The organism is Ancylothrix sp. D3o, from assembly GCF_025370775.1.
In the GTDB taxonomy this organism is placed as follows: domain Bacteria; phylum Cyanobacteriota; class Cyanobacteriia; order Cyanobacteriales; family Oscillatoriaceae; genus Ancylothrix.
In genome coordinates this window covers 89550-115521 of record NZ_JAMXEX010000003.1, presented here as the reverse complement: position 1 = coordinate 115521, position 25972 = coordinate 89550, and the positions used below count along the sequence as shown (strand labels likewise).

Below are 25972 nucleotides of genomic sequence, written 5' to 3'. Positions count from 1 at the left end.
TTGCCTCTTATCCTTGCTGCAAAGATTTTTTCAGAAACTCTGCTAAAACTGTCACATTGGGTTCTTTGAGAATCCCCAGGTGATCACCCGGCACTTGATAAACCTGCAACTCTCCTACTGCTACCTTAGACCACAATTTCGGATCAGTATAATACCACTCAAATTGCGAACTATCTAGCGCTCGAAATAAAGCGACTTTACCCGCATAAGGTTCGGCCTTATAATTCTGCATTGCCTGATCGATCATGTTGTCTCGTACACGGCGCGTTAGCGCTTCTAGCAAGGGAGTTGCCACGATTTCTGCCTTTGGTTTCTGCCAGCCAAGGGTAAATTTACCCCCATAGCTGAGAAATTGAGATTTAGCAGCCTCTACTCTTTGTTGTAACTTACCCAGAAGGTACTGTCCTCCATCTCGCTGCATATTCTCGATATGAAACCCTATTCTTTTGTGCCAGGGTAGTCGCGTCATCAGATCCGGCGCCAAAGTATCAAATAAGCCAACCAACGCCACCTCTTCTCCCTGCTGACGCAATTGCTGGGCGATTTCCAGCGCCACCAAGCCGCCAAAGGATTCTCCGGCCAAAAAATACGGGCCGGTCGGTTGCTTTTCTTGGATAATTTGGCGATACTGACTCGCTAAATAACGAACGCTTGTTAATTCTGCTTTTTGTTTTTCTGTTACCCCATCTTTAAGTAAGTCAATTTCTGCCTGAAGGTACAGCCCATAAACATCTCTTTCGCCGTCAAAATGACGAGCAAGGGGCTGGTAAAGCAAAATTCCATAAATACAAAATAACGGCACTCCTTGTCCACCCCGATTCAGCAATACCAAAGACGAATTGTTGGCAGTTAATCCTTCTCCTCGTAAAATTTGAGCCTGCGTTTGAATTGTTGGGGCTTCTAAAAAAGCTGTAATCGAAAACCTTTTTTTCCAAATATTCTCGATTTCTGCCAGCAGCCTCACCGCCAGCAAGGAATGTCCCCCTAACTCAAAAAAGTTATCGTGTATGCCAATATTTTTGACACCCAAAATTTTCTCCCAAATCAGGCTCAGTTCCAATTCTAAGTCATCTTGGGGGGCCACAAAATCGGCTTCTTCCTCGCTGCGTTCAAAATTCGGCACCGGCAAGGCTTTTCTGTCTACTTTTCCGTTGGCTGTCACCGGCAAAACTTCCATCCCCACCAAAGCCGAGGGCATCATATATTTCGGCAATTTTTCTTGCAAAAATTCCCGCAATTTTTTCTCTTCTAAGCTGCCGTTTTCTTTCGCCACTACATAAGCCACAATTCGCTTTTCGCCGCTGCTATCTACATGAGCAATTACAGCGGTTTGTGCTACCTCTGGATGTTCTTCGAGGGCTTTTTCAATTTCTCCTAATTCAATCCGATATCCCCGAATCTTAACTTGGAAATCCAATCGCCCCACATATTCAATATTTCCATCCGCTAAATACCTGACCAAATCGCCGGTTTTGTAAAGGTAGCCAGGGTAAAACTTAGAATTTTCTCTGCTACGAGAGGCATTTTCTTTTGGCTGGGAATTTTGACCGCCATTTCTCTGATTTTCTGGCCTTTGTGAACCGTACACATTTTTTGTCGCCTCAGAATTTTCTTTCCCCTGCGAAAAATTTTCTGGGAACGTCACAAATAAATTGGGAATAAACCGTTCTGCTGTAGTTTCTGGCCGGTTCAAATATCCTTTAGCCACACCGGCACCCCCAATATACAATTCCCCCGGCACACCCACCGGCACCAACTGCATATTTTCATCCAAAATATAGACTTGGGTATTAGCAATAGGCCGACCTATCGGTAATTTTTCCGGTATTTCTGACCCTGGTTCATAAAAAGTTGCTGTCACCGTTGTTTCGGTGGGCCCGTAACTATTCACCCAGCGTACTTTTTCTACCCCCGCTAATTGTCGCCAGGTTTCATAAGCTTTTACAGACGCTTTTTCTCCCCCCACTACCACTAACCGCAAAGCTTCAGGTAGCGCTTGTTTTGTCACAGAAAATCCATATACTAATTCATGCCAAAAAGCCGTTGGCAAATTCCAAACACTAATTTGATTTTGCTGAGAAAATTTGACAAATTCTGCCGCCGATGCTAATATATTTTCAGTTCTTAAAACCAGCGTCGCCCCCCGAAACCAAGTCGGATAAATTTCTTCAACAGCAATATCAAAACTAATCGTTGAAAATTGCAAAACAGAATCAGCAGGGGTAAGGCCAAAAAATTCTGCCATATACCAACTGTGATTAACTACACCCCGATGAGGAATTAAAACCCCTTTCGGTTTGCCGGTAGAGCCAGAAGTATAAATAATGTAGGCTAAATTTTCCGGGGTAATTTCACAAATTGGGTTCTCAGAGTTGCCGGTGGAAATTTCATCCTCCAAACGATCTAAACAAATAACCTTCCCTTCAATTGACGGCAGTTCATTTAACAAATTTTTGCTTGTCAATAAAATCGGCGCTTTCACATCTTCTAAAATAAAAGAAATTCGTTCACGGGGATACTCAGGATCAACCGGCACATAACCACCGCCTGCTTTTAACACCGCCAAAATTGCCACCATTAACTCAACACTTCGAGCCAGACAAATCACAACCGGAATCTCAGCACAAACTCCCAAATTTTTTAAATAATGAGCTAGTTGATTTGCTTTTTGGTTAAGTTGATTGTACGACAGTTGTTTTTCTCCACAAACCAGCGCCGGCGCATCAGGTAGCAGCGTAACTTGCTCTTCAAAAAGTTGGTGAATGCAGCGATTTTCAGGATATTCGTAGCCGGTTTTATTCCACTTCACCATTATTTGATGGTATTCCGCACCGCAGAGATTGGAAATTTCCTTTATCAGTTGATTTGGATTTAAGGCAATATTTTCGAGCAAAGTTTTAATATGCAAAAGCAGCCGATAGATCGTGCTATCGCTAAACTTTCCCCGGTTATATTGAATTTTGATCACCACTTCTGTCTCTACAGAAGCAGCCACAACCAACCCAAATTTATTAACATCTAAATTGCTTGGAAAATCGCCATCAAAAGTTAACAAATGTTCAAATAAATTCGCCCCAGCCGGAAAATTAAGCCATTCTTTAATTTCCTCGATTTGAGTGTGCCGGTAGTCCGCCAAAATCATCCATAATTTCTGTAATTGTTTAACCCAAGAGATAAAAGTTTGTTCGGGTTCAACAGAAACTAGCATCGGCAAAGGATTAAAACTTCCCGATGTTGGTGTCACCCCAAACACCACATTTTTTTCAGCAGTGTAGCGGCTCAACAAAATCGCCCAAGCGGCTTGGATCAAAACGGAAAATTCTATCGAGTTTTTTTGAGCAATTGCTTTTAAAAAAGAAGTTGGCCTTAAAGATAATCCAATTTCTTGTGTACCCGGCAGGGTGTAATTTTCCGAATCTTCACCGTTTTTTTTTGAACTCAAACTCAGGAAATCTCCGAGGCTTTGAGGCGCTAAATCTTTTAAAAACTCAGGCCAAAATTGTACTGGTTTTGCCCCCGACTCTAAAAACGAGCCTGTTGAGTTAGAAACTTGAGGAGTTTCTATATTTTGGGGAGAGTTATCAGAGGTTTTGTTAAAATTGCGAGTATTCATAGGTAGTGCATCGGAGCGAAGAAAAAACTTAAGAAATATATTTCCTATCGCTTGCTCAAAGCCCTTTCACCGGCATTTTTTGCGATAGTTAACTTAGGTACTCCCGGCATCTCGCTGAGTGCGAACCCAGTTAGTTTGTCGGCGCACCAAAAAAGCCAAATAAACCGGAATTTTCCACAAAATATAAACCGGCACCGCTAAAAGAGTTGAAAGCGGAAAATCCGACCGGCCAAATTTTGCCCAAGCGGTGAAAATAGCAACTAAAATCAACCCCCCAAGGCTGGCTAAAAACAAAGTCGGAACCCAAGAACCCCCGGCAATTTTTATAACAATTGCCACAGCCATAACAGCCAGCCAAAGCATCACCAAAAGCGATAGAGGGGGGACGCTTAAATCGAGAGCCAGCCCCGCTAAATCAAAGCGTTTTTGGCTAAAAGCTCCTTGCAGTAAGCGGGGAACTTGTGTGAGCAAGGTTTGCAAATGGCCATGTTCCCAGCGGGTTCTTTGAGTCGTAGCCGCAGCGGTTTGATTTGGCAACACTCCCGTAACTTTTGCATCCGGGCAGAATATTGCTGGATGACCCGCCAGCGCTAAATCCACTGCTAATTGCATATCTTCTACGATATTGCCACTAGCGAGCGGGGCTTGTGCAATCACTGCCCAAGGAAACGCCATGCCGGTGCCTGTTAGCAAACAGGGCAAACCAATCTGTTTTAAGCCAGCAGGGCGCACTAAATTTTTGACAGTAAAAGCTAAAGCAGAAATCAAGTTTTTTGCGCTGGGAGTTTCGGGGCGTTCCATTATATAAGTCGCCTGCACCGGCCGGTTAGTTTGTAATGCTGTGCCTGCTATTTTTTCGATAGCTTGCTCTTCCACGATGCAGTCTGCATCGATGATAATTACAACTTCGGGCGGCGAATTTGCCAGAAACTTTAAACCGTAATCTAAGGCATAGCCTTTGCCCCGATTATTGGTGTCGTGGCGTTCAATGGCAATGGCACCACAGGCGTGGGCAATTTCTGCGGTATTATCGGTGCAGTTATCGGCAATAACCACCAACCGATCAGTTGGTAATAATTGCGGCACAATTGTTTTTAAAGTCGCGCCAATGCCTGCGGCTTCATTGTGGGCCGGTACCAAAACAGCAATGGTTGGACGACGTGATTCAACAGCCCTACTTTTTGCCGGTGCCACAGCAGCAGCTACGCACTCCACAAACAAAACTCCTGTAGGAATCAATAACCCCAGGCCGATTGCCAACAAGATCAAATCAAGGATATACATAGCTTCCAAATTGGGTAAACGCCGCAGTGAGTCATCAAATTAATCGCAATGGCAAACCGGGTGAAAAAGTATCAACTTTTTTGACAAAATCACCCAGGTTTTTACCAAAAATTTTAAAATCAAAATTCAGGTTTGGCTAGGGCCGGCGACAGCGATTACTTGATCCACGAACTTGCAGCGTAGGAATGCCGCATTGACGGGTTGCTGCTCATCGTTCCCGCCATCTCAGTAGCTACAGATAAATTTCCCCCACCGAGATGATGGAGGAAAAAGTCTATGGTTTCTTGTTTGACCCAGCCTTTCATTACCGCTACTTCCCCAAAGCGCAAATTATGCTGGCGTTGTTCTTTTAAAATCGTGCTGATTTGCCATTCTTCAAGTAAGCCTGCTGCCTTGAGATACTGCCCAATCGGCTGTGGATTTTGGGCTGTCGCTAATTTAGGCAAGTGTTCGACAAAAAAATTAACGGTTTCCGGTTTGATCCACCCCCGCATTACTAGCAAATCTCCAAACCGAAAGTGCCGTTGTTTAGCTTGGGTTTTCAAAACATATTTGATTTGTTCATCAGAAATTAACCCGGCTTTTTGCAATACCTGACCTATCGGTTTGTGCGAGTAAACTTGTTTGGGTTTGTGTTCTAGTTGTTGGGCAAAGGGATTGCGGTAAAAACCGAATTTTTGCAAAAATACTAACCAGAAAATCGGTAAGTCATCCTGCATATATCGCTTCCACAAGCGCTTCGGTTCGCAACTCAGTCTATAAAACCACTCTAGCCCCACTTCGCTCATCCATTTTGGGGCCCTCGGAACGTTACCGGCTTCAAAGTCTATGGTTGCCCCAATTCCCATCAAAACTTTGATGTTTTTCAGCTTGTCTCGATTTTTAGCCAGCCATTTTTCTTGTTTTGGCGAACCCACTCCCATTGCTAAGGCTGTCGCCCCAGACTCGTTCACCAAATCAATGATTTTTTGGCACTCCGCCTCGTCTTTTTCAAATCCGTAGGGCGGAGAATAAGACCCAATAATAATCTGCCTACCCACTTTTTTGTTAATTTTCTGCTGGGCTTTTTTCGCTACTCCTTCTGCGGCACCCAATAAAAATATCTTAACCTTTTCATTGGCTCGGTTGTAGTTGTAATAAGCCGGGAATAAATCTGAACCAGAAATTTTTTCTTGCAAAGGCGTTCCTAAAAATTTTGCCAAATAAATTAATATTTTGCTGTCACAAACTTTGTAATCTGCCTGCTGGTAAATTTCGTAAAACTCCTTATCGTTTTGGAGTTTAACAAGGTGATCAACATTAGGCGTAAAGATCAACCCTCCATACAAATCCAGCTTGTGCAACAATTCTGACGTGGATAAGTTATCGATGCCAATATTTAAAACTGGTATTCTTCTCATTTGTAACCTTTCCTCCTTATCTCCTACTAAAAGTCCCGTCTGCTTTAAAGGCTTAATTCTTTTCGTCCTACTTGCGCTTATTTTTTGTTAAGGCAAACGGGACTTTCTTGCTGGTTCATTGAAAGTTTACAGACCTTCCATCAAATGTCTACTCTATCGCTCAAGAGGGTGGCAATTATTTCTGCGTCTGCTTCCTGCAAGCGGCGGTCGCCTGCAACGAAATGTATTTTTTACAACCTGATAAAACATCTATAGCAAACGCATTGCCCAGAAGGGCCGTGAAGCGAACGCTAACAAGCTTTTGTGCCTGCAATCCAGAGAGAGAGAATAAATACCCATACGGGGTTATCGACCAGCATATCATACCTCTTTTCTAAAAGGGCAAGAGAAATCTACTTTTCATTGGTCGGAAAACAGTAGTATTTGTTCCATGAGTTTGCTAAAATACTTTTAAGCGAACTCATCTCCTCTGAAATGAAGACTTGCTTACCTATAAGTCAATCACTCAGACGGCAAGATCCAAATCTCCCCCTAGGGGGAATTTAAGAAATTGTTATGGAATGAAAGCTTCCGTAACAACTCAGTCTTCAGTAGTAACCGGCCCAGCTAAGCGGCATCACAAGCCATTGTCAAAAACGCATTAAGAAAACAGACAGGCGCACTCAAGAAAGTAAAAAGCGCCCAAAACTACGAGCGCCAAAACATCTCTACAATTCAATAAAAAGGCACAAGCATTGATGGGAGGTACGGCCAAAAAAGCCAATAAACTACTGAAGAATAGCCTTTTAAAGGATGAGTTAGCTTCAGAAACAGAACTTACCCAACAAAAAAAATGAAAATAGCATACCTCATTAATCAATATCCGAAAATCAGCCACAGCTTTATCCGGCGAGAAATAGCCAGCCTGGAAGCAGCAGGTATTCCTGTAGAACGTTACTCAATCCGCCCACAGATGGATTTGATAGACCGAGCGGACAGAGTAGAAATAGATAAAACCAAAGCAGTTTTAGGAATTGGAATGCTCAGGTCGATTCTTTGTGTGCTTCAAGTCGCCCTAAAGGCGCCAGGCAAATTTGTCCAAGCCTTGGGACTGACCCTCAAAACAAGCTGGGGAGCAGACCGCAGCGTATTGCACCATTTGGCCTACTTAATGGAAGCCTGCGTGTTGCTGTTGTGGTTTGAAAAACAAAAAATCACCCATGTTCACGTTCACTTCGGCACAAACTCAACCACCGTTGCCATGTTGTGCCGGGTTTTAGGGGGGCCGGCCTACAGTTTCACAGTACACGGGCCCGAAGAATTCGACCGAGGCAAAAACATCTCCTTAGAACCAAAAATCAATAACGCTGCCTTTGTGGTTGCTATTAGTTCGTTTGGAAAAAGCCAACTTTTCCGCCACTGTCACCGGCAACATTGGTCAAAAATTCATGTTGTCCACTGCGGAGTAGACGAAGAATTTTTAAACCAACCCCCGACAAATATCCCCGCAACACCTCGTCTGGTGTGTGTGGGCCGGCTGTGTGAGCAAAAAGGACAACTGTTGCTAGTCGAAGCAGCAAAACTCCTTGCAGCCACCGGCACTGAGTTTAAACTTATTCTTGTCGGAGATGGAGAATTGCGAGCAGAAATCGAAACCGTCATAGCCGAAAATAACCTGCAAAACTGCATCGAAATCACCGGCTGGGCAGATACCAATAAAGTCCGCCAAGAAATTTTAGCCTCGCGGGTAATGGTACTACCGAGTTTTGCCGAAGGTTTGCCGGTGGTATTGATGGAAAGTCTGGCCTTGGGCCGGCCCGCCATTAGTACCTACGTTGCCGGTATTCCCGAACTGATCGAAGAAGGCGTTTCTGGTTGGTTAATCCCAGCCGGTTCGGTGGAAGCGGTTGCAAAAGCCATGAAAACTGCTTTAGAGATGCCGGTGCAGCAACTAGAACAAATGGGAATTGCTGGATCGCAGAAAGTGCTACAACAGCACAACAGTGCCACCGAAGCAGCAAAACTGGCCGGTTTATTTCGGATGCAGCATCAGGGGGCCAAAACAGGCGAACTCACAGCCACTGAATCGGAACTTGTCCCAACAAGCGCCTTATAAGCACATAGGGGTTAAAAGTCAGCCTTAAAAAATCTGACATTTGACGATTAATTCTTGACTGTTTGACCATTGACACCCCACTAATACCATGTCTTCTGTTTCAATCAAAAAGCTTGCCATCAAGGGGGCTATGTGGACAATAGCCACCTATGGCTTCAGTCAAATTTTACGCTTCGGCAGTAACCTTATTTTGACGCGCCTGCTGGCTCCTAAACTATTCGGGTTAATGGCCTTGGTTTATGTGTTTATCAGCGGCCTGCATTTGTTTTCTGATGTTGGCCTTGGGCCTTCAATCATCCAAAATAAACGCGGCAATGACCCGGCATTTCTGAATACGGCCTGGACAATGCAGGTGATTCGCAGTGTAGTTTTATGGGTAGGCTGTTTAGTGATTGCCTGGCCCGTTTCTAAATTTTATGAAGAACCGCAACTGCTATGGTTACTGCCGTTAGTCGGTTTAAACACCTTGATCAGCGGCTTTAACTCCACCGCACTGTTTACCCTTAACCGTGAGTTAGCAGTGCGAGAAATTGCCCTTTATGAAATGGGGGGGCAAGTTATCTCGATTGTTGTGATGGTTGTTTGGGCTTATTTCCATCCGTCGATTATGGCGTTGGTGGCGGGTAGCATGGTGAGTCTTACGGTTCAAATGATTTGGAGTCACCGGCTCAACTCTGGACATCCTAACCGCTTCGCCTGGGAACCAGAAGCATCCAAAGAATTAATTTCCTTTGGCAAATGGATTTTTCTTTCCACCGCCATGACTTTTTTGGCGGGCCAAACCGACCGACTGGTTTTAGGTAAAGTCCTGTCCATTGAAATGTTAGGGATTTATGGCATTGCCTTCACCCTGGCAGACATACCCCGCCAAGTGATCTTAGCTATCAGCGATAAAGTCATTTTCCCGGCTTTTTCTAAATTTGCTGACCTGCCCCGCAGGGAATTACGCGCCAAAATTGAAAAAAATCGCGGCGTGCTCTTAGTGGGAATGGCGGTGATTTTGGCGGTGGTGGTTGGCTTTGGCGATTTGGCGGTGAGTTTTTTATACGATAAGCGCTATGAAAATGCGGCGTGGATGTTGCCGGTGTTGGCTTTGGGCATTTGGCCGATAGTCCTCACCCAAACCATTGATGCGGCTTTGTTTGCCATTGGTAATCCTCGTTTTGTTGCTTTGGGTTGTTTTTTCAGCTTTTTGGCCTTGGCGATAGGAATTCCTGGTGGTTATGCTTTGTGGGGATATCTTGGCGCTGTCAGCGCGGTTTCTTTGAGTAATATTCCTCCCTATATCGCTATTACTTACGGCTTGTGGCGCGAAAAATTGGCTTGTTTGTGGCAGGATTTGTGGTCAACTTTGCTATTTATTGGTTTGCTGGGCGCGGTGTTAGCACTTCGTCACTCTTTGGGCTTTGCTCTTCCGGTCGTCGGTCTGTAATCACTCTCTTCTGTCACATTCATGGCTATGAAATCAGTTTTGTATGTCGGAGTAGGTGTTCCCTGGCGGGGGGGTGCCGGTTATCTGGTTCGCCAAAATATGTTTCTGCAAGCTTTGGCAGAAGTTGCTGATGTAACGCTTGCTTTGTTTGATTGTGATGGTGTGGTGGATCGTCCAGCTTTTGCCGCCGGAATTTTGCCTCTGGAAAGACCTTTTGAGTGGCCTACAAATCGCTTAAAAAATTTGCGGGATGATTTGCTTTCTCCTTTGCCACGAATGCACCGGGGTGATTGTTGCGATAAGCCAATTTCTCAAATTTCTCAGTTAAAACTTGACAAGTTTGATGCGATTTTTGGTTACAGAATTGATTTTTCTCGCGTTGCCGGTGTGTTAAATCATCCCCGTTTGATTTTGGATGTGGATGATCCTGAACATTTGAGGCAAGCTGACAAGGTAAGGGCATTTGATGGAGGCAAAATTGACTGGCGCAGTCGTTGGGATTTGGAAAAGTTACGCCGCTATGAAATAAATGCGGTTAAAAAGGCAAAGGCTGCTTTTGTTTGTCAAGAAATTGATGCTAAGGCATTTTTTCCTCAAAAAGTTTTTGTGGTTCCAAATTGTGTAGAAGTTCCCGAAGTGAACCGCACAGAAAGTGAGATTCCGACTTTGCTTTTTGTGGGAAATATGAGTGGGGGTGTGGGTTCGCCAAATGGCGATGGTGCTAAATGGTTTGTTGACAAAATATGGCCGATTGTTCGGGAGTCAATGGCTTGTAAATGTGTGTTTGTGGGAGGGATAGATGAGGATTTACGCGGGCAGTTTTCTAGTAGGCCCGGAATCGAAGTTTTAGGGTTTGTGGAGGATTTGGGAAAATTTTATGCTTCGGGGCCGGTTTGTATTGCGCCGGTGAGGTATGGCACCGGCACTCGGATTAAAATTTTGGAGGCAATGGCTCATGGCTGTGCGGTGGTGAGTACATCAAAAGGCTGTGAGGGTTTAGAAATTACCCCAAATGAAGATATTTTTGTTGCTGATTCTGAGGTCGATTTTGCAAAAGCTTGTGTGAGTTTGCTGCAAGATGAAGCCAAGCGGGAATCTGTGGGAAAGGCGGGGCGGGAGTTAATTTTACAAAATTATAGTCGCCGCCATCAGCACGACAAACTTGTAAAGTTACTCTCAGAAATTTTGTCAAACTAAGGAGTTAATTTTTTACTTTTACGCTTGACAAATGACAAAGGACAAATTACCAATGACAAAACTATGAAAATTACGTTTGTTTTAGGAAGTGGGTTTAATTTAGCCGGTGGAGATCGTGTGATTGCGATTTACGCGGAGCATTTGCAAAAAAGAGGTCACGAGGTGTTTTTGGTATCGCGGGCAAAATGGCAGCCTTCTTTACGCGATCAATTGCGGTCTTTGATTCGGGGGAAGGGTTGGATTACGGTAAATCCGATGTCACATTTTGATCATTTAGATATTCCTCGGAAGTTGACAGAAAGTTACAGGCCGGTTGTAGATGCGGATGTACCTGATGCAGATGTGGTGATTGCAACTTGGTGGGAAACGGGGGATTGGGTGTGGCATTTATCGCCTTCTAAAGGTGTGAAGGTGCATTTTTTCCAAGATTATGAAATATGGGGAGGTGACGTAAAAGATGTGGATGCGGTTTGCGCTTTGCCTATTCCTAAAATTGTGATTGCCGGTTGGGTTCGGGATTTGTTAAAAGAGCGTTTTAATCAAATACCTTTGGCGTTGATTCTCAATAGTGTAGAAACTGATAAGTTTTATGCGCCGGTGCGAGGAAAACAGCCGGTGCCTACGGTGGGAATTATGTACACTACGATGCAATCAAAGGGATGTGATATTGCTTTAGAAGCGTTCAGAATTGCTAAGGAAACGATTCCTGAATTGCGATTAGTTGCGTTTGGGAGTGCAAAAGTTCTGCCAGAATTGCCTCTGCCAAAAGATACAAATTATGCTTATTGTGCGCCAAATGAGCAACTTAAGGATTTTTATAGTCAGTGTGATGCGTGGCTTTTTGGAACGCGGCGAGAAGGGTTTGGTTTGCCAATTTTGGAGGCTATGGCTTGTCGGACTCCGGTGATTGGTACGCCTGCCGGTGCGGCGCCGGAATTGTTGGCAAATGGTGGGGGAATTTTGGTGAAGCCGGAAGATCCCGAAGATATGGCAAAGGCTATTATCAAAGTTTGTCAAATGCCAGAAAGTGAGTGGCGTGTTTTGTCGGATACTGCTTATCAGAAAGCGACAAGTTATTCTTGGGAAGATGCAGCGGATCGTTTTGAAGCTGCGCTTTTTGAGGCGGTTTCTCAAGAGGGCCAGTCGGGATCTCAACGGCTGGAAAATGTGAGGATGTGATGCTTTGGGTAGATGCCAAGCTTAGCTTTTTGGTTGTTTAATTTGATCAGGAACACCCTGGATAAGGAGAAAATAAAGATGACTGTTACAACTGCTAATTCTCAATTATTTTGCATTGATCCTGAATATTTGCAAAATCTGGCGCTTCAACATCGGGAGGAGTATGCGGCGGCGCAACCTTTCCCGCACATAGTGATTGATAATTTTTTGCCGGAATGGGTTTTAGAGGGAATTTTAGAGGAGTTTCCCAAACCGAAATCTATTGATTGGCAAAAGTTTGAAAATTCGGCGGAGAAAAAGCTGGCCTCGAAGGGAGAAATGCAAATGGGTGACAAAACTCGTTTGCTTTTGTATCAGTTGAATTCTTCGACGTTTATTAATTTTTTGGAAAAGCTTACCGGCATTGATGGGTTGGTTCCTGACCCGCATTTTGTGGGGGGTGGTTTACACCAAATTGAAAGAGGCGGCTTTTTGAAAATGCACGTTGATTTTAATAAACACGGGCAGCTTAAGTTAGATCGTAGGTTAAATTTGCTGATTTATCTTAATAAAAATTGGCAGGAAGAATACGGCGGTTATTTGGAGTTATGGGATAGCGAAATGACGCGTTGTGAGAAGAAAATTTTGCCAATTTTTAACCGCTGTGTAGTTTTCAGCACGACGGATTTTTCTTATCACGGTCATCCTGAACCTTTGACTTGTCCTGAAGGGCAAACTCGCAAGTCTTTGGCGCTTTATTATTACAGCAATGGCCGACCGGCTCACGAAATTGCTGAAGAAGGTCATTCAACTGTGTTTAAGGCTCGTCCGACAGATAATTTCAAGGAGGAAGAAACATCGACAGGAGAAAAGATGAAAACGTTTGTGAAAAAGCTGGTTCCGCCGATTTTTATTGATTTAAAGAATGCGGTAATTAAGAAGTAAAAAAGCGCAATTTTTGGCAACCGGCAGAGGTTTTTGAGATGAATATTATCGGTAATTTGGTGATGTTAGGTTGGATTCCGGCTGTGTTTTTTTTATTCACGCAGTTTCCAACGCAGCGGGCGCTTGTGATTGCTTTTATTGCGGCTTGGCTGTTTTTGCCTTTGGGTCAATTTCCTCTGCCTGGTTTGCCAGATTACACGAAAATGTCGGCGACTTGTTATGGCATCCTGCTGGCTACGGCTGTTTATGATATTGAGCGTTTTAATTCGTTTAAATTTGGCTGGTTAGATGTGCCGATGTTGGTTTGGTGTTTGTGCCCTATGATGTCGTCTTTGACGAATGATTTGGGCCCTTATGATGGACTTTCTGCAACACTTGACCAAACTGTTACTTGGGGGTTGCCTTATTTTTTGGGGCGCATTTATCTCAATAGTTTAAACGGAATGCGGGAATTAGCTATTGGGATGATAATTGGGGGTTTGGTTTATGTGCCTTTATGTTTAGCAGAAACTCGTTTAGGGCCGCAATTACACCAGTGGATTTTTGGGTTTAATCAAACTGTTAACTGGGCGTTGGTTATGCGGTATGGGGGTTATAGACCGACGGTTTTTATGGAAACCGGTTTGATGGTTGGGATGTGGATGATGGCGGCGACTTTGGTGGCAATTTGGTTATGGCATACAAAAGCTATTCGAGATATTTGGGGTTATCCGGTGAGTTGGTTGGTGGGGTTGTTGGTGGTGACGGTGGTTTTGGTGAAGTCAACGGGGGCTTATTTTTATTTGGTGATGGGGCTTTTATTTTTGTTTGCTGGTCAGTATTTGGGAACGGCGTTGCCGGTGTTTCTTTTGATGTTTGGAATGTGTTATTACGTCTACAATGGGGTGAGTGGAAATATTTCTAGTAAGGATATTGTTCCGATTATTACCCAAGCAACAAATGCTGAACGGGCTCAATCTTTTGAGTTTCGTTTAGATAATGAAGAAATCCTTTCTAAAAAAGCGCGAGAACGGATGATTTTTGGTTGGGGAGGGTGGGGCCGGTCGCGTGTTTATGATGAGAATGGAAAGGATATTTCTGTTACAGATAGTTTGTGGATTATTGCTTTTGGAGCAAATGGTTTAGTGGGTTTGGTGAGTTTAACTGCTTCGATGTTGTTGCCGGTGGCAAGTTTATTTATTTTGCGTTATCCTCCTCGTTTGTGGGCTCATCCAAAGGTTGCTCCGGCGGTGGTTGTGGCGATGGTTTTGATGTTGTTTATGCTGGATTGTATTTTAAATGCAATGCTGAATCCGGTTTTTACTTTAAGTAGTGGGGGAATTGTTGGTTTGGTGTTAAAAGAACCGGAACCTATGCGCCGGCCACGACGAGCTTTAGCTCCGCAAAAATAGGGGTTTAAAAAGAGTTTTTAAAAGGGGGTATTTATGGAACTTTCTACAAAAATGAAAACAAGGTTCTTATCGTTGGCGGGGGGAGTTTTATTGTTGGTTTTGCTGTTGCCGATGCTTTTTGGACAGCCGCAAGGTTGGAATGCTTTAGCTACTAAAAGTGAGAATGCAAATTCGTCTTTGGGTGTGGGTTTAAATGCCATTGCTGATTGGTCAACGGAGTTACCTTTTTTAGATCATTTTAAAGCCTCAAGGAAGTGGTTAACGCAATGTGAAGCGGGTCAGCCTGATTGTGAAAAAGGCGAGTGGGATAGTCAGGAATATGACAGTTTAGATTTAGATGAAAATGGCTGGGTAAAATCTTTGCCACGTCCTGAAGATTCTCCCAAATATACGACGGTAGGAACGTTATTACTGCGGGAAATTCCTAATAAGTTTCCAGGCGGCAGATATGTTGTTTTGTATGAGGGGGAGGGCGAAATTAAATATAGCTTTGATGCTAAAAAGATTGACGCAGAATCTCAACCAGGACGAGATGTAATTGATGTTAATCCTGCCAGCGGTGCGGGAATTTGGTTAAAAATTGTGGCTACAGATCCTAATAAAAATGGCAATTATATTCGCAATATAAAAGTTATTCAAGAACAGTATGAGGAGCTTTATAAAAGTGGAGAAATTTTTAATCCTGTGTTTATTGATAAGATTAAAAAATTTCGAGCTTTGCGGTTTATGGATTGGATGCAAACTAATGGTTCTCCGCAAAAAGAATGGCAAAACAGGCCCACTCCAGAGACAGTTTCTTATGCTTTAAAAGGGGCGCCGGTGGAGGTGATGGTAGCACTGGCAAATAAAGTGAATGCTGATGCTTGGTTTAATATACCTCATCAAGCAACGGATGAATATATCAGAAATTTTGCTTTGATGGTGAAAGAAAAATTAAACCCCAATCTTGTAGCTTATGTGGAGTTTTCTAATGAGGTATGGAATTGGCAATTTGAACAAGCGCAATATGCTTTGCAACAAGGAAAGGCAAAATGGGGGGAAGATAAGGGTGAGTCTTATATGAATTGGTACGGTATGCGTACTGCTCAAACTTGTGATATTTGGAAAGATGTTTTTAAGAATGAACAACAGCGGGTTAAGTGTGTTATTGCCACGCAAACAGGATGGCAAGGTTTGGAACAAGCGATTTTAGACTGTCCTTTGTGGGTGGCGGAAGGAAATAAGCCTTGCTATCAACATGGCATAGATGCTTATGCAATGACCGGCTATTTTAGTGGAAAGTTGGGTGAGAAAGAAAGCCTTAAAAATATTGAATCTTGGTGGCAAGATTCGGATGGCGGTTTTGCAAAGGCTTTTCAACAATTAAAAGAGGGGAATGTATTAGGAGATGGCACAAGTAGCGATAGTTTGGATAAGAATATGAAGAGTTTTCTTTACCAAGCAAAGGTTGCGAAAGATAAGGGTCTACAATTGGTTGCATACGAAGGGGGTCAGCATATTGTAGGAAAAATAGGTTTAGAAAATAATGAGAAACTGACAGATTTTTTTATTGCTCTTAACCAACATCCCGAAATGTATGCGGTGTACACTCAATTACTCAACAATTGGAAACAAGCTGGAGGCACGCTTTTTATGCACTTTGTTGATGTTGCTGTTCCTGGTAAGTGGGGAAGTTGGGGTGCTTTGGAATATGTAGATCAAGAGGGTTCTCCAAAATATAATGCTTTGATGGATTTTATTGATAAAAATCCTTGTTGGTGGGAGGGTTGTGAAAAACGTTGAGGGTAAAAATAAGGTTTTTTGAATAAAAAATGAGGAAAAAATAATGACAAAAATAGTTAAGATTATTTATGCTGCCGGCCCTGGAAATGTGATCACAACTTATGAATATTGGGCGAAAAATCAAGATGATCCATCCCAGGTTTCTGTAACTTATTCTGGGCAATTTTATGATGTTTGCCGCGATTTGGATGCCGAAGGTTATGTTATTTCGTCTAGTAGTGATAAAAAGCTACTGAAGGCGGCGAATTTTACTTTGGAACACCGGCCACTCCCCGGTCGGAATGCGTCGGGGATTTTCTATCATTTGGGACAAATTTGGTATGGGTTGAGGTTGATTGTTTCGGCGCTTTTATTTAAGGCAGATTTTGCTGTGGTGGCGGACGGAACAACGCATTGGTTTCTTTTGTCTTTACTGCCGGTTTTTGGCGTAAAGGTTGTGCCGACTTTGCATTGTGTTTTGTGGCGGAAATATCAGGTTCCAAGTGGAAAAGAGAAGTTAATTTTAAATCTCAACCGCCGCTTTTTTGCCAAAGATTGCACGGCAATTTTAGTAGCTTCTGAGGATATTGCTGAACAAGTTAAACAGCTAACCGGCAACCAACACGCGCCAATAGTCGAATTTTTACCTACCTATCGACGTTCTGAATTTGCCGGTGTGGTTGATCCTGATATCAATGCGTCGCCGTTTCGGGTTCTATTTGCCGGCAGAATTGAACGTGATAAAGGTGTTTTTGATTTATTAGAAATTGCCAAGCGTTTCGCCGCCGAAAATCGCCAAAATATCACCTTTGATGTGTGCGGAAATGGTTCGCAGTTAGAGTCTTTGCGTCTCGCTGCACAGCAAGCAGGAGTAACGGCAACTTTTGTTTGTTATGGTTATTGCAATAAACCACAAATGAGGGAAATGTTTAATCGTTCTCACGCAGTGATTGTACCCACAACTACAGATTTTGTTGAGGGGTTTAATCAAGTGGTGGCTGAGGCAATTTTAGCAGGCCGTCCTGTTATTACTTCCGCCGTTTGTCCGGCTTTATCTTATGTAGGTTCTGGGGTGGTGGAAGTTCCGCCCAATGATACCCAAGCTTACGGAGATGCGATTTTAAAATTATCCGATGACCGCGAATTTTACGAGCAAAAACGTCGCAATTGTTTAGCATTGCAAGAACAATTTTATGACGTTTCTAAAGGTTGGGCTGCTGCGCTTAGTTCTGTGATTCAAAGCTTGGCAGAAAAAGCTAACTTGCCGATATCGCAAAAAATTACTGTTTAAAATTTGAGGAAAAACGATGAAAATTGCCTACATTATTCTCGCGCATAGGTTCCCAGAACAGTTAATTCGTTTGGTGAACCGCCTTAATAATGAAAACGCTTTGTTTTTCTTACACATTGACAAAAAAACTTCCCCAGAAATTTATACCCAACTGACATCTAACCTCAATTTTCCTAATGTTTGGTTTACAAAAAGAATTTCTTGCTATTGGGGAGATTTTGGCATAGTTGCAGCAATGCTGGAGGGAATTAAAGAACTCTGCAACCGGCAACTAGATTTTGACCGCCTTGTATTTTTAAGCGGTCAAGATTACCCTGTAAAATCCACTGCCCAAATTGAAGAATTTTTTAGTCAAAACCCCGACCAAATTTTTCTCGAATATCAAGATAATTCTATTCCAACGGATGCTATCGGCTGGCCAAATCGTAACTATGATAATATCAATTACTGGCATTTTCGCTTTGGCAGTTTGCGGTTTGTTTTTCCAGGTTCGCTGAATCTCAATTCTTTTAACCGCTATTGTCGGGGGAATAAAAAATGGTTTAAAATTCTATCAGCCTTGTGGTCAAGTTTAATGTTTTTGGCGCCGGTGAAACCCAAACGGCAATTTCCCCAAGGTTTTGAACCTTATCGCGGTTCACAATTTTGCTGTTTACCCCGCGAGTGTGTCGAGTATATTCACAGTTATTTACAGCAAAATCCTGGTTTTGTAGAGTTTTTTAAATATGTGGATATTCCCGATGAAATGTTCTTCCAAACTTTGATTGTTAATTCGCCATTTAAAGAAAAAATTGTCAAAGATAATAAATTTTACATCGATTGGAATAATCCCAACCCTACCCGACCTCGCATTTTTGTTGCCAAAGATTATACAAGGTTAGCTTACTCGACAAAGTTATTTGCTCGCAAATTTGAAATGAGCAAAGATAGCAAGATTTTTGATTTGTTAGACCGGCAGCCAAATCCAGCAGAAAGCGTTGTTTTTAGCCCTCCAAATTCTGAAGAATTCAATCGAGAACCAATCACAGTTAGTTAACTTTTTTAATAGGAGAAAAATAGAAAATGGTTAATGAATTTCCCCAAAACAGCGCAACTCGGTTGCTGGTAGTGATTGTCAACTATCGCACACCCGCCCTCACAATCGATTGTTTACGCTCCCTAGAAAGTGAGATACAAGCGTTACCAGGCACTCATGTGGTCGTTTCTGATAACGCATCTGGTGATAATTCTGTTGAGGAAATAAGCAGCGCCATTAAAAGCGAAAATTGGCAAAATTGGGTTTCTTTTATGCCTTTAGATCGCAATGGCGGTTATGCTTATGGCAATAATGCTGTGATTCGCAAAGCTTTAGAATCAGCCAATCCACCTCAATATATTTTACTGCTAAATCCCGATACAATTGTCCGACCAAAAGCTTTAGAAATTTTGGTTAATTTTATGGACGAAAACCCCACAGTTGGGATTGCCGGCAGTCGGTTAGAAGACCCCGATACCACCCCGCAATGTTCAGCATTTCGCTTTCATACAATCCAAAGTGAACTTGATAATGGATTGCGCTTAGGAGTAGTAACAAAATTATTATCAAAATGGGTGATTGCACCGCCTGTAAGTGATGAAAATTGCGTCACAGATTGGGTGGCCGGTGCGAGTATGATTATCCGCAGAGAAGTATTTGAAAGCATTGGTTTACTCGATGAAAAATACTTTATGTATTTTGAAGAAGAAGACTTTTGTTTATCAGCAAATAAAGCCGGGTGGCCATGTTGGTATGTGCCGGCAAGTCGGGTAGTGCATTTAGTCGGGCAAAGTTCCGGTGTCACAGATACCAAAAAACCGCCGAAAAGATTACCGGGTTATTGGTTTGATTCTCGTAAAAGATTTTTTGTCAAAAATTATGGCCGGTTGTATGCAGCGGTTGCAGATGCACTATGGGTTTTTGGATTCGTTTTATGGCGGATGCGGCGTTCTATTCAGCGCAAACCAGACAGCGATCCGCCACAAATTTTAACTGATTTTATCCGTAATAGTGTTGTTTTAAAAGGAGTGGAAGTATGAGCCAAGAACCAGAAAAATTAGGACTTTGGGCGCAAATTAAAGAAGATTGGATCGCACACGGACGCGATTGGACGCTCCCCGGATTTCGTGCCGTTGCTGTGCAGCGTTTTGGGGCGTGGAGAATGACCATTAAACCCTTGATTTTTCGCGCTCCTTTAAGTGTGCTTTATCGTTCTTTATATCGCAAAATCCGTAATGGTTACGGCATAGAATTACCCTACACTGTCCAACTGGGCCGGCGTGTAATTATTGAGCATCAAAGTGGGATAGTTATTCATGGTTATTCCGTGATTGGCGATGATTGTATTATTCGTCAAGGTGTGACTTTGGGGAATCGTTATTTAGACCGGCCTTTTGATGCACCAAAATTAGGAAATCGTGTAAATATAGGTGCCGGTGCGAAAATTTTAGGCAATTTAACTATCGGCGATGATGCTTGTATTGGTGCGAATGCTGTTGTCCTTTCTGATATTCCTGCAAGTAGTACAGCAGTAGGAATTCCGGCAAAACTTATTCCAACAAAAACAGAGGCAAAATGAGCAAAATAGGATTAGTTACAATTGGCCGAAATGAAGGCGAACGCTTGAAAAACTCCCTGGTTTCTGTCTTAGGAAAAGTTGACCAAATTGTTTATGTAGATTCGGGTTCAACTGATGGCAGTGTGCAATTAGCTCGCGGTTTGGGTGTGAGTGTGCTTGAGTTGGATTTATCGATTCCTTTTACAGCGGCGCGAGCCAGAAATGCCGGTTTTCATCACTTATTGCAAATTGCTCCAGAAATTGAATTTGTGCAGTTTGTTGATGGCGATTGCGAGGTAGTTGATGGGTGGATAGAAACCGCCGTTAAGGAATTGCAAAATCAGCCTCATTTGGCAGTAGTTTGTGGTCGCCGGCGGGAACGTTTTCCCGAAGTTTCCATTTATAATTTGCTCTGTGATATAGAGTGGGATACACCCATTGGTGAGGCAAAAGCTTGTGGTGGCGATGCTATGATGCGGGTGAAAGCTTTACAACAAGTGGGGGGGTTTAATGACAATTTAATTGCCGGTGAAGAACCAGAATTATGTGTAAGATTGCGACAAAATAATTGGAAAATTTTGCGAGTAGATGCAGAGATGACTTTGCATGATGCTCAGATGTTTAAGTTTGCTCAATGGTGGAAGCGAAATGTTAGAGCCGGTCATGCTTTTGCAGAAGGTGCAGCAATGCACGGCGGTGAACCTGAGCGTCATTGGGTAAAGGAAAGTCGCAGCAATTGGTTGTGGGGTTTATTGGTGCCAACTGTAGCAATCTTGATGGCTTTTTTAACTCATGGTTGGAGTTTATTGCTGTTTCTTGTTTATCCACTTTTAGGCTTTCGCATTTACCGTTATCTGCGGCAACAATTGCCAGGAAAACCGGCGGCTCTTTATGCCTTATCCTGTGTCTTGGGTAAGCTTCCCCAAGTGCAGGGACAGTTACAATTTTATTTCAACCGGCTGTTAAATAAACGCAGCACTTTAGTTGAATATAAAACAGCTTTATAAGAAAGAAAATCTTTAAAAATTTAAGGATTATTAAGAAATGTAGCCTATAAAGAAAATTTATCCAGTTATAGGTTACTATCTTAATTTATCCAGATAAATTAATCTAAAATGAACAAAAAAAATCTTTTCTGTATCCTCAGTATTTTTTCAACTATTTCTATATTTTCTCTTCCGAGTAACGCCACAGAAACCAGGTGTGGATGGCTAATGAATCCAACCCCCGCCAACTGGTATTTAAAAGACAGCGATGGCACTTGGATTATTTCAAGTCAAGGAGGAACTCAAGCAAAAGGAATGGAAAACCTACCCAATCTTAACGAAAACCAATATGTAAGAACTAATGGTTACTATGGATATGGTTGTGCTTGTTTACAAGTCATAACAGATACTAATCAAATGAGAATCAAAAAAATTGAAAGCGGAGAAGCATTACCCCTAAAAACTTGTAAAGAAGACCCTAATTTACCAAGCATTAATTAGTTTTAAGAAAGAATATTTTGGTGTTAAATTTCCAATTTTCAACGCCAAAATATCCCCCACATCCCAACAAAAAAATCACCGGCACTTCATCTTAACTTTAGAAGGTTGACGCGACTCCCCCCAACGCACATTAAACTCACCCAAAAACTCCTTCGCCACATCACCATTAAACAAAATCACCACATTCTCATCATTCCGCAGATCCGCATTATTAGAAAAATTAAACGAACCCGTCACCACCGTTTCCCCATCAATCACCAAAACCTTATGATGAAACGCACTCGGATTCGTATCTTGGCGCACCGGCAATCCCCCACAATAAAACTGCCGCAACTCACTATACTGCGTCTCACTTCCCCGCGTCTCAAAAATCCCCTGCACATCCACCCCCGCCCTCGCACGACTCAACATAGCCTTACCCATCCCCTCATGGGTAAAAGAAAACGCCATAAACCGAACACTTTTTTTAGCCCCAGAAATCAACCCCGCCAACTTTTCAGCCACCTTATCCTCCGGCGAAAACAACACCCGAACCCGCGTATTATTCACCACCACATCCTGACTTTCCACCGTAGACAAACGAGAAGCCCCAAACTCTCCTCGCCACATTTCATCAAACTGTCGCTCAAAAATTCCTGCTAATTCCTTCGACTTCAAAACAATCACATTATTATTATTCTTTTGCGTTCCATTAATCGTTAAATTCGTCGAACCCGTCCACACAATCTTATTATCAAACACAATAAACTTATTGTGCATCAAATCCTGACCTTTATCCGTCTTAACAGGAATACCCGCCCGCATCAAAACCGCAAACTGTCCCTTTCCCGGCTTATTTTCCGCCCCCAAACCATACTCATCATCCGTCAGCCAGCGCACAGCAACACCACGTTTTTTTGCCCGCTCCAAAGCCTGAGCCACCACACCCAAATCAAACTCAAAAGCCGCCACATCAATTTTACTTTTACTACTATCAATATAACCCACCAACCGCGAAACAATCTCCGCATTAGGCCGGCCCGGTTCCGTAAAATAAACCTCCCACCACCGGCCACTTTCTCCCCCACTTTCTCCGCCAAACAAACCACACCCAGAAAGCCCTAAAACCACCAACAACACCAAACCCCAAAAAACCCTCATTAGCCCCTCACTTATTATTTTTGTGCTTAAATATTATATCCTCAGCAACTACTCTCGTAAACCAACTTTTCCCCAAACTTCTCTGCAATTACCATCTCACAAAAGGCTTTTCTCTTCCTAGCTAAAAGCTGTATTAATGAGTATATGTATTTTTTAAGTATAACTTTTCTCACCTCCACCGCTGCATCCCCAGCTTTCAGAAGCCAGCCCACCAAGCTAACAAACCCGTCTTATATAAATCTCAGCCATCCTCTCATCAATTGTCGCCATTGCAGTACCCACCACTGGCCCACCCCAAGCCCGCAAAACATCAACCGGCCGGTCATCCAAAAAAAACCGTCAAACTTTCATTCTCGCAGCAAACCACCCAGCGCAAGTTGCAAGCGTTCCGTTAAAACCCCCATCACCTAAATACCAAACTCCTAACATTTCCAACCCTTAACGATTAAACTCTCACCCCGAAATAAACCACTTTCTAAGCTAGACTGTAACAATTCATTCAAAATCTGTAACCTCCAAACGTTAAGATAAGATAAAGCATAATCAATTCGAGTTAGAACACTCCCAGGAGCGCAATTGCAGACTGTAGCAGCGTTTCCAGCCGACATCATTAGGCTGAATAACGGATTGACAGTAATCCACCAACACATACCCGCCACACCCGTCGCGGTGGTAGACGTTTGGGTAAGGGCCGGTGCGATTGTAGAACAGGCGCCATGTATAGGCATGGCACACTTCCTAGAACACATGATTTTTAAAGGCACAAACACTCTTGGCCCCGGAGTGTTTGATTCCCATATAGAAAATCGCGGCGGGATGACCAACGCAGCCACCAGCCACGACTACGCACACTTTTTCATCACCACCGCCGTCGCCGACCTACCAGACAGCCTGCCGTTGTTAGCCGAATTACTCCTTGGCGCAAGCATCCCCGATGATGAATTTGTCCGCGAACGCGATGTCGTCCTCGAAGAAATTCGCTCCTCCTCCGACAACCCAGACTGGCTTGCCTTTCAAGCTTTAATGGAAGTTGTTTACCAGGAACACCCCTACGGGCGGTCGGTACTTGGAACCGAGGCGCACTTGATGCAGCACTCCCCGGAAATAATGCGGCAGTTTCACTCCTCCCACTACCAACCGGAAAACATGACCGTCGTCATTGTCGGCGGAGTAGAGCGAGATTTTGCCCTCAAATTAGTCAGCGAAGCCTTTCATACCTTCCCTACCCCCCAAGTTTGCCCCCCTAAGCGAAGCTTCGCAGAACCGCCGATGATTGAAGTTCGCCGCCGTCAAATGTATCTGCCGCGCCTCGAACAAGCACGGCTAATGATGGGCTGGACCGGCCCCGGCGTCGAGCAACTACAAGAAGGCTGCGGCCTAGACTTACTTTCAGTCTTGCTCGCAGAAGGCCGAACCTCCCGCCTCGTCAGAGAACTGCGCGAAGAAAAAGAACTTGTCCAAGGCATTAGCTGTAACTTTTCTTTGCAACGGGAATCGAGTTTATTTACAATTTCCGCATGGCTCGATTCTCATCATGTCTCAGAGGTAGAAGCTATTATCTGCGATCATCTTTGTTATCTCCAACAAACCCCCATCTCAAACGCAGAAATTGCTCGCGCTAAAAGACTGCTGTGCAATGATTACGCTTTTTCAACGGAAACGCCCATTCAATTAGCCGGTTTATATGGCTATTATCACACTATCTCCGAAGCAGAAAAAGCTGTTACTTATCCGCAGAGAATCCAATCTTGTCAACCGGAATATTTACGCTGTTTAGCTTCACAATATCTGTCTCCCAACTACTACGCTGTCACCGTTCTCGAACCGCTTTAGCTATCTTGGCCGGTGTTTGCTTCTCTTCACAATTGCTCTTCAATTAAACATTTAAAATTGCATCATGGTTCAATCCCCTCTTAACCGTATTGTCCACCGCACAGTTTTAGACAATGGCTTGGTCATTTTATTTGTAGAAAATCCGGCAGCAGATATTATTGCTTGTCGAATGTTTATCCGCGCCGGCACCCTTAAAGAACCCCCCGGCTTTTCAGGTCTAGCTCATCTGCTCGCCGCTGTTATAACCAAAGGCACCGATACCCTAACTTCTTTGGAAATTGCCGAAAAAGTTGAGTCTGTGGGGGCTAGTTTGGGTGCAGATACTGCGGCTGATTATTTTTTGTTCAGCCTGAAAACGGTTTCTGCTGACTTCCCCGACTTGCTGGATTTGGCCGGCCAGCTTTTGCGAAATCCTAGTTTTCCAGAAGCCGAGGTCGAACTCGAACGCCGGCTCACTTTACGCAGTATTCGCTCTCAACAAGAACAGCCTTTTGCCATTGCTTTTGATCGGCTTCGTCAAGCAATGTATCTCAATCATCCCTATTCTTTTTCGAGTTTGGGAACAGAAGAAACTGTCTCTCAACTGACTGCGGAGGATCTGCACAACTATCATCAAACTTATTTTCGGCCAGATAACATGGTTATAAGTTTGGCCGGTCGTCTCAGCCCCGAAGAAGCTGTTCGCTTAGTCGAGAAATCTTTCGGAGATTGGCAAAATCCTCCCGTTTTGCTGCCGGATCTTTCTTTGCCTTTTCTAACTCCTCAACCACAACAAATTTTGATTGAGCAAGAAACTCAGCAATCTATTGTTATCTTGGGTTATTTGGCTCCTTCGGTGCGGCGCGGCGAAGCAATGAATGCAAATCCTTCTGATTACGCAGCGTTAAAATTGTTGAATACCTATCTCGGTAATGGCTTATCGTCACGCTTATTTGTAGAGTTGAGAGAAAAACGCGGTTTAGCTTATGAAGTGTCAGCGCTTTTTCCAACTCGTTTAGAGGCTTCCCAATTTGCAGTTTATATGGGAACCGCACCGGAAAATACTACGGTTGCCGTTAATGGTTTGCGAGCAGAAGTTGACCGGCTTTGCCATACGAAACTCAGCGATGAAGAATTACGACGCTCGAAAAATAAATTGCTGGGACAATATGCGCTAGGCAAACAAACAAATGCTCAACTAGCACAAATTTTTGGCTGGTATGAAATTTTAGGCTTAGGCATAGAATTCGACACGGTTTTTATCGAAGAAATTTCTGCCATTACCCCTACTCTTGCTATTGATGCAGCCTGCCGGTATTTGTCAGAACCTTATATTTCAATTGTCGGGCCGGCCTCTGCCCTTAGTCCTTTGTCATTAGCTCTTTGTCCTTAG

At 43.4% G+C, this 25972-nt stretch carries 19 protein-coding genes; 15 read left to right on the top strand and 4 right to left on the bottom strand.

All coding sequences use genetic code 11. The features are described 5' to 3' along the window. Positions 1-7: 7 nt before the first annotated feature. From NG798_RS07860 to NG798_RS07850, 3 genes are all read right to left on the bottom strand, one after another. Positions 8-3613, bottom strand: coding sequence for a non-ribosomal peptide synthetase (locus NG798_RS07860; protein ID WP_261221703.1), 3606 nt, complete (start codon positions 3611-3613; stop codon positions 8-10). A 93-nt stretch (positions 3614-3706) separates the two neighbouring features. Next, positions 3707-4897, bottom strand: a complete 1191-nt coding sequence (locus NG798_RS07855; protein ID WP_261221701.1) for a glycosyltransferase family 2 protein — start codon at positions 4895-4897, stop codon at positions 3707-3709. Positions 4898-5052: 155 nt separating this feature from the next. Further along, positions 5053-6297, bottom strand: a complete 1245-nt coding sequence (locus tag NG798_RS07850) for a WecB/TagA/CpsF family glycosyltransferase (protein ID WP_261221699.1) — start codon at positions 6295-6297, stop codon at positions 5053-5055. Between the two features lie 832 nt (positions 6298-7129). Between NG798_RS07850 and NG798_RS07845 the strand changes: the two genes are divergently transcribed. From NG798_RS07845 to NG798_RS07785, 13 genes are all read left to right on the top strand, one after another. Then, positions 7130-8392 carry a glycosyltransferase gene (locus NG798_RS07845; RefSeq protein WP_261221697.1) on the top strand — a complete coding sequence of 421 codons (1263 nt, stop codon included), beginning with the start codon at positions 7130-7132 and terminating at the stop codon, positions 8390-8392. A gap of 88 nt (positions 8393-8480) precedes the next feature. Further along, positions 8481-9824 carry an oligosaccharide flippase family protein gene (locus NG798_RS07840; protein ID WP_261221696.1) on the top strand — a complete coding sequence of 448 codons (1344 nt, stop codon included), beginning with the start codon at positions 8481-8483 and terminating at the stop codon, positions 9822-9824. Positions 9825-9851: 27 nt separating this feature from the next. After that, a complete protein-coding gene (locus tag NG798_RS07835; protein ID WP_261221694.1) occupies positions 9852-11021 on the top strand; it encodes a glycosyltransferase in 1170 nt (389 codons plus the stop codon). Between the two features lie 63 nt (positions 11022-11084). After that, positions 11085-12200: a glycosyltransferase family 4 protein gene (locus NG798_RS07830; protein WP_261221693.1), complete on the top strand. Its 1116-nt coding sequence runs from the start codon at positions 11085-11087 to the stop codon at positions 12198-12200. 78 nt (positions 12201-12278) lie between these two features. Further along, positions 12279-13124 (top strand): 2OG-Fe(II) oxygenase, encoded by an 846-nt coding sequence (locus NG798_RS07825; RefSeq protein WP_261221692.1) that lies wholly within the window; start codon positions 12279-12281, stop codon positions 13122-13124. 38 nt (positions 13125-13162) lie between these two features. Next, positions 13163-14515 carry an O-antigen ligase domain-containing protein gene (locus NG798_RS07820; RefSeq protein ID WP_261221690.1) on the top strand — a complete coding sequence of 451 codons (1353 nt, stop codon included), beginning with the start codon at positions 13163-13165 and terminating at the stop codon, positions 14513-14515. Positions 14516-14548: 33 nt separating this feature from the next. After that, a complete protein-coding gene (locus NG798_RS07815) occupies positions 14549-16297 on the top strand; it encodes a cellulose-binding protein (protein ID WP_261221688.1) in 1749 nt (582 codons plus the stop codon). A 43-nt stretch (positions 16298-16340) separates the two neighbouring features. Continuing rightward, positions 16341-17567 carry a glycosyltransferase family 4 protein gene (locus NG798_RS07810; RefSeq protein ID WP_261221687.1) on the top strand — a complete coding sequence of 409 codons (1227 nt, stop codon included), beginning with the start codon at positions 16341-16343 and terminating at the stop codon, positions 17565-17567. 16 nt (positions 17568-17583) lie between these two features. Further along, positions 17584-18603, top strand: a complete 1020-nt coding sequence (locus NG798_RS07805) for a beta-1,6-N-acetylglucosaminyltransferase (RefSeq protein ID WP_261221685.1) — start codon at positions 17584-17586, stop codon at positions 18601-18603. A gap of 26 nt (positions 18604-18629) precedes the next feature. Further along, a complete protein-coding gene (locus NG798_RS07800; protein ID WP_261221684.1) occupies positions 18630-19622 on the top strand; it encodes a glycosyltransferase family 2 protein in 993 nt (330 codons plus the stop codon). After that, positions 19619-20161 (top strand): serine O-acetyltransferase, encoded by a 543-nt coding sequence (locus tag NG798_RS07795; RefSeq protein ID WP_261221682.1) that lies wholly within the window; start codon positions 19619-19621, stop codon positions 20159-20161. Before NG798_RS07800 ends, NG798_RS07795 begins: the two co-directional genes overlap by 4 nt. Continuing rightward, entirely contained in the window at positions 20158-21147 is a 990-nt protein-coding gene (locus NG798_RS07790; protein ID WP_261221681.1) for a glycosyltransferase family 2 protein, read from the top strand. The genes NG798_RS07795 and NG798_RS07790 overlap by 4 nt, the downstream gene beginning before the upstream one ends. A 108-nt stretch (positions 21148-21255) precedes the next feature. After that, entirely contained in the window at positions 21256-21627 is a 372-nt protein-coding gene (locus NG798_RS07785) for a DUF4087 domain-containing protein (RefSeq protein ID WP_261221680.1), read from the top strand. Positions 21628-21702: 75 nt separating this feature from the next. Here NG798_RS07785 and NG798_RS07780 read toward each other — a convergent pair whose 3' ends face one another. After that, positions 21703-22767 (bottom strand): phosphatidylserine/phosphatidylglycerophosphate/cardiolipin synthase family protein, encoded by a 1065-nt coding sequence (locus tag NG798_RS07780; protein ID WP_261221678.1) that lies wholly within the window; start codon positions 22765-22767, stop codon positions 21703-21705. 576 nt (positions 22768-23343) lie between these two features. Here NG798_RS07780 and NG798_RS07775 point away from each other — a divergent pair. After that, positions 23344-24600 carry a pitrilysin family protein gene (locus NG798_RS07775; RefSeq protein WP_261221676.1) on the top strand — a complete coding sequence of 419 codons (1257 nt, stop codon included), beginning with the start codon at positions 23344-23346 and terminating at the stop codon, positions 24598-24600. Between the two features lie 64 nt (positions 24601-24664). Next, positions 24665-25972, top strand: a complete 1308-nt coding sequence (locus NG798_RS07770) for a pitrilysin family protein (protein ID WP_261221674.1) — start codon at positions 24665-24667, stop codon at positions 25970-25972.